Below are 8668 nucleotides of genomic sequence, written 5' to 3'. Positions count from 1 at the left end.
GGAGAGCTTCACCGGCGAGCAGCGACCTGCCATTCAAAAGTGTCCGGTCGCTAGGTGCGGGGGCTTGCCTCCCTACCACGAAATCCTCCCTACCACGGAATGCGCTCTCGGTCCCGGAAAAAGCCCCCGCTGGGCCCGTCTTCCGGAAGCGTCGCCAGCCAGAGGGCCGTGTCGGCCCCCTCCTCGGGCGTCCGCGGGGCCGCCTCCCCCCCCATGCGGGTGTGCACCCAGCCCGGCCCCATCGAGTTCACCTTCACGTCGGGGCCGGCGGGCAGTGCGTCGTTGAGGGTCATCGTCAGGGCGTTGAGGGCCGCCTTCGAAGCCGAATAGGCGGCGTGATTCGTGTCGAGCCCCTCCCCAAACGACCCCGACCCCGACGACACGTTCACGACACGCCCATACCCCCGCTCAAGCATGTCCGGCACGAAGGCCTTGGCCAGCAGCCATGGCCCCCGTGTGTTCACCGTCCAGGCCTGGTCGAGCTGGTCGATCGTGGCCTCCAGCGCATCGGCGTCCGGGTAGACGCCGGCGTTGTTCACAAGCACGTCGACCGTCACGTCGTCGGCGTCCAGGCGCTCCTTGCAGGCCTCGATCGAAGCGGTCTCGATCACGTCGAGCTGCTCCACGCGCACCGATCCGCCGCGCCCCCGAATCGACGCCGCGGCGCCTTCGCCCCGGTCTTCGTTGCGGGAGGCCATCACGACGTCCAACCCACGCTCGGCGAGCCCTTCGCAGATGGCAAGGCCGATGCCGCGGTTGCCGCCGGTAACGAGGGCGGTTCGAGTGGTATCCATTGGGTCGAAACTGTGTAGATTGAGGCGTACGTGCCCCGTACGAATGGGGCTCAAGACCCCAAGTTCAGACGATTGTTTCCACATCCGCCGAAGAAGAGAAGGAGCTCTCTCCTCTCGTCCTCGGTCGGACTTCTTTCAATTTTGTATAAAGCGTTATATCTTGAAAGAAGAGGGAACGGTGTTGTCCAAGAGCACGAACCCTACGTCCATTAGACGAATCAACTGTTAATCTCTCTGCAGGCCATTGGCTTCGACGTACCTCTCCCGCTGCCCCCCGTCACACAACCCACCTCCGTACCATGAACCCACGAGATGGCCTTCTTGACACCCGAGCACAAGACGTTATCCAATCCAAGTCCTCTCTGACCGACGATCGCAACGTCCTCACCACCCCCCCTTCGGCGACAGTGTTTGAATGCATTGGCCGGATGGCAGAGCGCGATGTTGGCTCCATCGTGGTGATGGACGGAGACACCATCGCCGGCATCTTTACCGAGCGGAATTACATGCAGGACATTGCCCTGAAGGGACGAAGCTCAGACGAAACGGAGGTTCAGGAGGTGATGACCAAAGACGTGGCGACCGTCCGCCCCGACAAGCCACTCGAGGAGTGCTTGCGCCTGATGACGAGGCTCCGATGCCGGCACCTTCCCGTGGTCGATGAGGAGGGGGATTTGATCGGCATCGTCTCGATCGGGGACGGTGTGAAGCAGATTATCGAGACGGCCCAGCGCGAAACCAGCCGACTTCGCCAGTACGTTACCGGGACGTATTCTGGATAGCATCCGCTCGGGGTGATGTACGGGCGCGTTGGGACCTGGCGATACGGGACCTGGCGATACGGAATGCAGACCAGGCAGGAGGCGGGGGCCGGGCGTACCCCTCTTCCGTCCGCTCCATGCGCTTCTGGCCCACAGGCCAGTGGCGACGCGCCTGCGATCCGGATCTGAGGGCCCCTACTGGAGCTACCCCTACTGGAGCTACGTGCGCGTCGACGACGGCTCGTCTGCCGGCGAGGACGTTGCAACGGGCCGCTGTGCACGGTTGGGCTGGACGGACCGGTCCACGTCTCGCCGCTGCAGTGCCCACAGCTCTGCATAGCGCCCGCCCCTGGCCAGCAACTCGTCGTGCGAACCGTGCTCCTCGAGCTGTCCGTCTTCCAGCACAAAGATCGTGTCCGCGTTCTCAATGGTGCTGAGGCGGTGGGCGATGACGATGGACGTGAGTTGATCCCCCCGCGCGAAGAGCCCGTCCAGGGCATCCTGAATGACCGCTTCCGACTCGCTGTCGAGATCAGAAGTTGCTTCGTCAAGCAAGAGGATGCGGGCGTCGGTGAGGATGGCACGGGCGATGGCGACACGCTGCTTCTGCCCACCGGACAGCCGCACGCCCCGCTCGCCGATCTGGGTGTCGTAGCCGTCGGCCAGCTGCTGAACAAATCCGTGCGCGTTCGCCATCTCTGCGGCACGACGGACGGCCTCGTCGGGCTCGTCGGGCTCGGCGTACCGGATGTTGTCGGCCACCGTGCCGGAGAAGAGGGTCGGGTCTTGTGGCACGAGGGCCACGTGCTCCCGCAGGGCCTTCAGTTCGAACGACCGGAGGTCGATGCCGTCAATCGTGACGCGCCCCTCTTGCGGATCCCAGAAGCGGCCGATGAGGTTGGCCACTGTGCTCTTGCCGGCCCCGGACGATCCCACAAGCGCCGCCGTTTCGCCCGGCTCGATGCGAAGCGACAGATCCCGCAGTGCCGGTTCGTCGGCGTCCGGGTACGAAAAGCGCACCTTCTCCAGCTCCACTGGCCCCACGGGCACCTCCGCACGGTCGCCCCCGGTCTCGGGATCGGTGTCGATAAGCTCGGAGAGCCGCTCCAGGGCCGCCATGCCCGCCTGCAGCTTGTCGTTGAAGAACATAACCGACTGCACCGGTCCCTGGAGCTGGCGCTGGTACATAATGAAGGCCGTCAGCTCACCGAGCGTGAGGCTGCCGCTTACGGCCATCCAGCCCCCCACGAGCAGAAGGGCGCCGGTTCCGTAGTTGGACGTGATGTTGATGAGGCCCTCCATCTTGCCCACGTCCTTGCGGCGGTCGAGGTTGATGTCGACGTACGCCTGATTGTGCGTGCCGAAGCGCTCGCGCTCCTGCTCTTCGCCGACAAAGGCCTTCACAACCCGGATGTTGGAGATTGCTTCGGTGGAGGTGGCCGTCAGGCGGGCCACCGTTTCGCGGATGCTGCGGGAGGCCATGCGGAGGGGCTCCTGGTAGTAGTAGGTGACAAAGGCCAGGAGGGGCAGGATCACCAGGTTGACCAGGGCCAACGTCCAGTTCATCCACACCAGGAGACCGGCCACCACCAAAATGGCCACAAGCTGGCCGGAAAGGCGAGACGCCGCCGCCTGGATCATGCCCTTCAGCGCGTTCGGGTCGCTCACGACACGCGAGCTGAGGGACCCGGACTGCTCATTGGAGAAGCGAGACACCGGCAGCGTCAGCAGGTGGTCGTAGGCCTGCATGCGCACGTCGCTCACCACCTGTTGCGTGAGAGCAAAGCTCCAGTACATGCCCCCGTACTCCACGACCGCCCGAAACAGGTAGAACCCGGCGAAGGCGAGCCCAAACCACAAAAACAGCCTCCCGCGCCCGTCCGGAATCACCACATCGAACGCGTAGCGCACAAACTGGGGCCCTGCTGCCTGCAGTGCCGCTGAGAAGCTGATCAGCAGCGCGACCCCAACGACCCGGCTCTTGTACGGGGACAACACCCCCCAAAGTCGACGGAGGATGACAAGGGTAGACTCGCGCTCATCGCGGTCGGGAGCAGCCATAGACGCACAACAAAAATAAAGCAGAGAAGGGAGCACAGCGGCGGCATTCCGGCACGGCTTCCGTTCCGCCGCTCCCAGGCCATTCAGTTTTTCGACAGAAGCTTCACGGGCCGCAGTTCGGTCAGCGCGGCCACCATCAAGACATTCTCCCAGGACACCCCGGCAGCCGCTTGCCCCGACGAATGCCGGGACTCTTGGCGGTGCGTGGCGGCGTCCAGTGCGGCACGGTGCACCGTCTGTTCCACCAGGTGGCTGACGAGATGCTCTGTGGATACCTGCCCCCCCGTCCCAGAAGGACGCTCTTGGGCCTGGGAGTCGTCAAGTTCTTGCTCAAAGAAGTTGCGAAGAGGAGACTGAACGGTCATGGGCTTGAAGGTCGGTTGTGGAGACGGCACGTGCAAAGTCGGGGGCCGCGGGGCCCTCGCTCAGGCGTCATCGGAGGGCGACTCGGATCGGTAGTAGCGATGGTAGGTTACGTACGAGGTCATCAAAAGCGCAAATGCCACCACCGGCGGAATAAGGTCGGACAGGGGATCTCCGACGGCCGCGTGGGCGATGACGGCGGACACAAAACTGATGGCAAAGCCGGCGTACGCCCACTCCTTCAAGGCCCTGGGGAGAGGGGCAACCAGCACCACCGCCCCGGCAAGCTTGGCAATTCCGAGCTCGATTCGAAAGTAGTCGGGGAAGCCAAGCCGCTCAAAGGCCGCTGCCGGGCCGTCGGCCACGAAGTAGAGCGTCGCCGAGACCACCATGAAGAGGGCCACGAGACCGGTCGATCCCCAATAGAGATACTTTGTACGCATTGGCCTGAAATCCCAACTATGTAAGCACGCAGAAATACGTTTATTCGAGGGTCATTCTGAGCGACCGACGACCGGAGGGAGGAGCGAGTCGAAGAATCTTACTGGGTCCAGCGCGAACGCTGATTTGGGAATATACCGGCCTGAAGGTCGCTTCTGCTGATCTTCGAAGAGATTCCTCGACTCCGCTTCGCTGCGCTCGGAATGACTTGTTGTTAAGGTTCTTTTGCGTGTCTACTTAGGGGGAGGATTCATCTGTAACGAGGGACGCCGGGGCCCCCCAGTCGTCCCCGAACACAAACTCGTCGAGCGACTGGCGGGAGCGGGGCGATTGTTCGGCCGCCTGCTTGTCGTCACTCAGCATCTCCGGGTCGCCCAAATGCCCCACCGCGAGCCCCGCCATCGGCTCAAAATCGTCCGGCACGTCGTAGGTCTCGTAGATCTCGTCCTTGCGAATGCCGGCCATCTGGTGAACGTATAGGTCCATCGCCGTCGCCTGGAACGTGAGGGCGGCGGAGGCGGCCCCAACATCGTGGGGCGCGCACCGGTTCGGGCGATCATTCCCCGAAAACGTCTCCTTGTAAAAAGACATCATCAGCACTGGTGCATTCTGAGCCCACGCCTGGTTTCCCTCAATCAGGCAGCCGAGGACCCGCTCGTAGGCCTCCGGGTTGTCGTGCCGCGACGCAACAATGTACCGCCACGGCTGCTCGTTGTAGGACGACATCGTCCACCGGGCCGCCTCCAGCAGGCGCCGGATTGCGTCTGGTTCCACACGCCGGTCGGCGAAGGCGCGAGGGCTCCATCGCTTGCGGAAGAGATCTAGAATGTTGTGGTCCGCATCAGCGGCTTTTGGGGACTGAGCGGGCGAGAGAGAAGCCATGGGATCGAGCAGAAGGGCAAATGGCAGTGGAGAAGAAGGCCGGAAAAGAACGGAGGCGTTCTGGACTGCCCGTTTCAATTCCGCAAAGTTGAAATCTTTTTTGGAACGAGTGTTCCAAATACAGCCATCACGTTCTTGTAAGGTGCCCTGCCCCGAGCCGAGCGTGCTCCCTCTCACGCCGTCGTCGACCCGTGGCCCGAACACGTCAATCCGCGCAGCGTCTCGTCGACGATGTCCTGGACGACCTCGTCGGGAGGATCCGTCTTCGCGGTCAGGTGGATGCCGTTGTAGGTATTGGTGAGGTGACGGCCGAGGGCCGCCGGGTCACGGGCGGGATCGATAGCGCCCTCCTCCTGGGCCCGCTGCGCGGCGGCCCGAAACAGCGAGCGCATTTCTTCGAAGCTCTCTCGGGCCCGTTCCTGTGTGGAGGCGTCGCGGGGCGCACATTCCACCGCCGCGTTGGTCGTAAAGCAGCCACAACAACTCTCTGTCGCCCGCTCTGCCACCGCCACGAAGGCCTGCCGGATGCCCTCTACCGCTGTGGGGGCCTCCTGCAACTGGCCCCGCAGCCACTCGATGTCCTCCTGCCGGTACCGGTCGAGCGCCTCCAGGTACAGGTCGTGCTTCCCCCCAAAGGCGTTGTACAGGCTGCTCCGGTTCAGCCCCAGATGGTCGACCAGGTCCTGTACGCTGGTCGCTTCGTACCCCTTCTCCCAGAAGAGTTGCATGGCCTGCTCAATTTTGGCGTCGCGGTCGAACGTTGGGGAACGAGGCATGGGACAATACACCGCACGCGGCGGGTCTGTGACAAAAACTGCTATTTTGAAACGGTCATTCCAACTAGATGTTCGGCGGCGTGGGGCGCAACGCAGAGTCCCCCTGTCCGCACGGATGAAGGGGATGGGCCCCACCTCTCGCTTGCACCCCCGCCGCGAGAAAATAGAGCCCTCCGCGCCGGGCCGGCGCTGTCGGCGATTGGCGCACTGGCCCGAGTGCGTGCAATGTATGTTTGGACGACCGGGCCCCAACACCTATCTTGTTCGCCCTTCTCAACGAACACAGTGCGTTTAGCGAAGGCCCGGTGCCGGCGACAAGACGGCGCAGGCCGACCCTTCCATTCCATTCTTTGGGCCCCAATCGTAGTCCTCCACCCGCCCCCTCCTCATGTCCGTCACACTCGATGATGTCCGTGCCGCCCGCGAGCGCCTGGACAATCCGTCCGTCGTCCGTGAAACACCAACCGATTCTTGTCACTCGCTCTCGGAGCTGTCCGGGGCGGTCGTGGCCCTCAAGATGGAGCACTTGCAGCGCACGGGGTCGTTCAAGACGCGCGGGGCGTACAACAAGCTCGTCCAGGTGTCGTCTGGGGCGGTTGAGCGCGTGGTCGCCGCCAGTGCCGGCAACCACGCCCAGGGTGTGGCCCTGGCGGCGACGACTGTGGGCCTGCCCTCGACCATCGTGATGCCCCGAAACGCCCCACAGGCGAAGGTCGACGCGACGCGCAGCTACGGGGCCGACGTCGAGCTAACGGGCGATACGTTCCAGGCGGCCACGACCCGTGCCCGGCAGTTGGCACGGGGCGACGACCGGCTCTTCGTTCACGCATACGACGACCCGGCCATCGTCGCAGGACAGGGCACCCTCGGGTTCGAGCTCTACGAGCAGGTGCCCGACGTCGACACCGTGATTGTGCCCATTGGGGGCGGGGGCCTCATCGGGGGCGTGAGTGTGGCCCTCGAGGGCATTGCCCCGGATGTGCGCGTAGTGGGGGTGCAGGCGGCGGGCGCCGCGACGGTGCCCCAGAGCCTCGACAAGGGCGCCCCGGTCTCCATCGACCATCCCGACACCATCGCCGACGGCATCGCCACCGGTGGGGTGTCCGACCTCACCCTGGGCCTCATCGAAAGCCACGTCGACGAAGTTCTTACGGTCACCGACGGCGAGATTGCGGGGGCCATCCTGCTGCTGCTCGAACGGGCAAAGCAACTGGTGGAAGGGGCGGGCGCCGCTCCGGTCGCCGCTCTGCTGTCCGATGAGCTCGACGTCACCGGAGAGACCGTCGTTCCCCTCTTGTGCGGCGGCAACATCGACCCGGCGCGGCTGCAGGAGGTGCTCGACCATGCGATGGCCGATCGCATCCAGCTCCTCCGCCTCCGGGTGCGCATCGACGACCAGCCCGGGAAGATGGCCGACATTTCCGAACGCATCGCCGGCCAGGGCGCAAACATTCGGCACGTGCGCCACGAGCGCGCGGTGCACGACCTCGATGTAGGCGAAGCGTACCTCGTCTTCGAGGTCATCACCAGCGGCCGCGGTCAGGCCGAAAACACCGTCGCGGCCATCGAGAACGACGGGTACGAGGTGGAACGGGTCAACTGACCGATGTTCAGTCGCAACTCGCCCTACAACATCAACCACTGTGTCTCGGCCGGACGGCCCCCGACCAGAGAGGTGCGGTGGTGCAGGAATGGATCGGAGGAGCAACCAGACGTCAGCACGACGGAGCACGTGTGCGGCGGTCTTCGCAGGGCCACCTCCAGCGACGACCCTCTCTCCTTCCCGCGCTTCTCTTCACCGGTTTCCTCATTCTCTGCCCGGCCACTGCTGCGCGCCCCTAGTGTCAAGTGCGACGGATTGTCGGGCCCTCCTGCGGATCGTCCCCGAATGGTGTCAGCTCTCTTCCCGTTCCTTAGGGCGTGTTGCCGAAGTGACAGGTCCCGCCCCGGTGGCACGCGGGTGGTGCGGATGTTGCTACAAGTAATGTGCGTTGCTCGATGTTGACTCCCCTTCCAGACAAATTACTTCGCATATGCACTACTGCCTGCAGGACCCTCAGGACCAGGTGGTCGGGTTTGTACTCGACGCCGACCAGCTCGGCCACGAGATCTATCGCATTCTCGACTGGTCCGACGAGCACTTTGGGAACTATTCGGTCGACCAGACCGACGGCCGCGTTCACGTCCGCTCCGGAGACATCGAGGACGAGTCGGGCCTCCACACCAAGCCCTTGTCCATGGGCGACCGCACCCCCGCCTCCGATGGCAGTCACGACGAAGACGGCAATGGGGGGGAAGCCCAACCCATCGGAATGTAGTCACTCCTTCGGCACCCGTGGGCGCCCCGCCCCGGCGCCGAATCCATTGTCCGGTCGGCTGCGTTTTCGGTTGCACGCACTGTGAAATCGTAGCGTCGACCCACCTGCCATGAGTCGCTCCCGCCACATCCCCGAGGCCGTTCGGCGACGAATCGAGTATTTTGATGGGGAAGCATGCCGGGAGTGCGACCGGAGGATCGACGGCGAGGCCCTAAAGAAACACCTCGACCATCGCGAGGCCTTCAGCGAGGGCGGTGAGCATGTGGTTTTCA

Annotated in this window: 9 protein-coding genes; 3 read left to right on the top strand and 6 right to left on the bottom strand. The window is 64.0% G+C overall.

Annotated elements, in window-relative coordinates:
* Nucleotides 1-89: 89 nt before the first annotated feature.
* Nucleotides 90-794 carry an SDR family NAD(P)-dependent oxidoreductase gene (locus tag V5A20_RS11610; protein WP_332315312.1) on the bottom strand — a complete coding sequence of 235 codons (705 nt, stop codon included), beginning with the start codon at nucleotides 792-794 and terminating at the stop codon, nucleotides 90-92.
* 299 nt (nucleotides 795-1093) lie between these two features.
* Between V5A20_RS11610 and V5A20_RS11605 the strand changes: the two genes are divergently transcribed.
* On the top strand, nucleotides 1094-1576 hold the full coding sequence (locus V5A20_RS11605; RefSeq protein ID WP_332315311.1) for a CBS domain-containing protein: 483 nt from the start codon (nucleotides 1094-1096) through the stop codon (nucleotides 1574-1576).
* Between the two features lie 198 nt (nucleotides 1577-1774).
* Here the strand turns inward: V5A20_RS11605 and V5A20_RS11600 are convergent, their stop codons facing one another.
* From V5A20_RS11600 to V5A20_RS11580, 5 genes are all read right to left on the bottom strand, one after another.
* The gene (locus V5A20_RS11600) at nucleotides 1775-3616 is read right to left on the bottom strand and encodes an ABC transporter ATP-binding protein (RefSeq protein WP_332315310.1); all 1842 of its coding nucleotides are present in this window, start codon (nucleotides 3614-3616) and stop codon (nucleotides 1775-1777) included.
* A gap of 83 nt (nucleotides 3617-3699) precedes the next feature.
* Entirely contained in the window at nucleotides 3700-3981 is a 282-nt protein-coding gene (locus V5A20_RS11595; protein ID WP_332315309.1) for a hypothetical protein, read from the bottom strand.
* Between the two features lie 60 nt (nucleotides 3982-4041).
* The gene (locus V5A20_RS11590) at nucleotides 4042-4422 is read right to left on the bottom strand and encodes a DoxX family protein (protein ID WP_332315308.1); all 381 of its coding nucleotides are present in this window, start codon (nucleotides 4420-4422) and stop codon (nucleotides 4042-4044) included.
* A gap of 235 nt (nucleotides 4423-4657) precedes the next feature.
* The gene (locus V5A20_RS11585) at nucleotides 4658-5302 is read right to left on the bottom strand and encodes a nitroreductase family protein (RefSeq protein WP_332315307.1); all 645 of its coding nucleotides are present in this window, start codon (nucleotides 5300-5302) and stop codon (nucleotides 4658-4660) included.
* A gap of 173 nt (nucleotides 5303-5475) precedes the next feature.
* Nucleotides 5476-6078: a TetR/AcrR family transcriptional regulator gene (locus V5A20_RS11580; protein ID WP_332315306.1), complete on the bottom strand. Its 603-nt coding sequence runs from the start codon at nucleotides 6076-6078 to the stop codon at nucleotides 5476-5478.
* Nucleotides 6079-6466: 388 nt separating this feature from the next.
* On the opposite strand from V5A20_RS11580, the gene ilvA reads away from it, so the two are divergent.
* Nucleotides 6467-7681, top strand: coding sequence for a threonine ammonia-lyase (gene ilvA, locus V5A20_RS11575; RefSeq protein WP_332327397.1), 1215 nt, complete (start codon nucleotides 6467-6469; stop codon nucleotides 7679-7681).
* Between the two features lie 430 nt (nucleotides 7682-8111).
* Nucleotides 8112-8396 carry a hypothetical protein gene (locus V5A20_RS11570; protein ID WP_332315304.1) on the top strand — a complete coding sequence of 95 codons (285 nt, stop codon included), beginning with the start codon at nucleotides 8112-8114 and terminating at the stop codon, nucleotides 8394-8396.
* Nucleotides 8397-8668: the final 272 nt, after the last annotated feature.

It is taken from the genome of Salinibacter sp., from assembly GCF_036626415.1.
Taxonomy (GTDB): Bacteria; Bacteroidota; Rhodothermia; order Rhodothermales; family Salinibacteraceae; genus Salinibacter.
This window is presented reverse-complemented; position numbering and strand designations above follow the sequence as displayed.

Coding starts and splice junctions, on each gene's coding strand:
- V5A20_RS11595 (WP_332315309.1), bottom strand. CDS start 3,981: ATGACCGTTCAGTCTCCTCTTCGCAACTTCTTTGAGCAAGAACTTGAC.
- ilvA (WP_332327397.1), top strand. CDS start 6,467: ATGTCCGTCACACTCGATGATGTCCGTGCCGCCCGCGAGCGCCTGGAC.
- V5A20_RS11600 (WP_332315310.1), bottom strand. CDS start 3,616: ATGGCTGCTCCCGACCGCGATGAGCGCGAGTCTACCCTTGTCATCCTC.
- V5A20_RS11590 (WP_332315308.1), bottom strand. CDS start 4,422: ATGCGTACAAAGTATCTCTATTGGGGATCGACCGGTCTCGTGGCCCTC.
- V5A20_RS11605 (WP_332315311.1), top strand. CDS start 1,094: ATGAACCCACGAGATGGCCTTCTTGACACCCGAGCACAAGACGTTATC.
- V5A20_RS11585 (WP_332315307.1), bottom strand. CDS start 5,302: ATGGCTTCTCTCTCGCCCGCTCAGTCCCCAAAAGCCGCTGATGCGGAC.
- V5A20_RS11580 (WP_332315306.1), bottom strand. CDS start 6,078: ATGCCTCGTTCCCCAACGTTCGACCGCGACGCCAAAATTGAGCAGGCC.
- V5A20_RS11570 (WP_332315304.1), top strand. CDS start 8,112: ATGCACTACTGCCTGCAGGACCCTCAGGACCAGGTGGTCGGGTTTGTA.
- V5A20_RS11610 (WP_332315312.1), bottom strand. CDS start 794: ATGGATACCACTCGAACCGCCCTCGTTACCGGCGGCAACCGCGGCATC.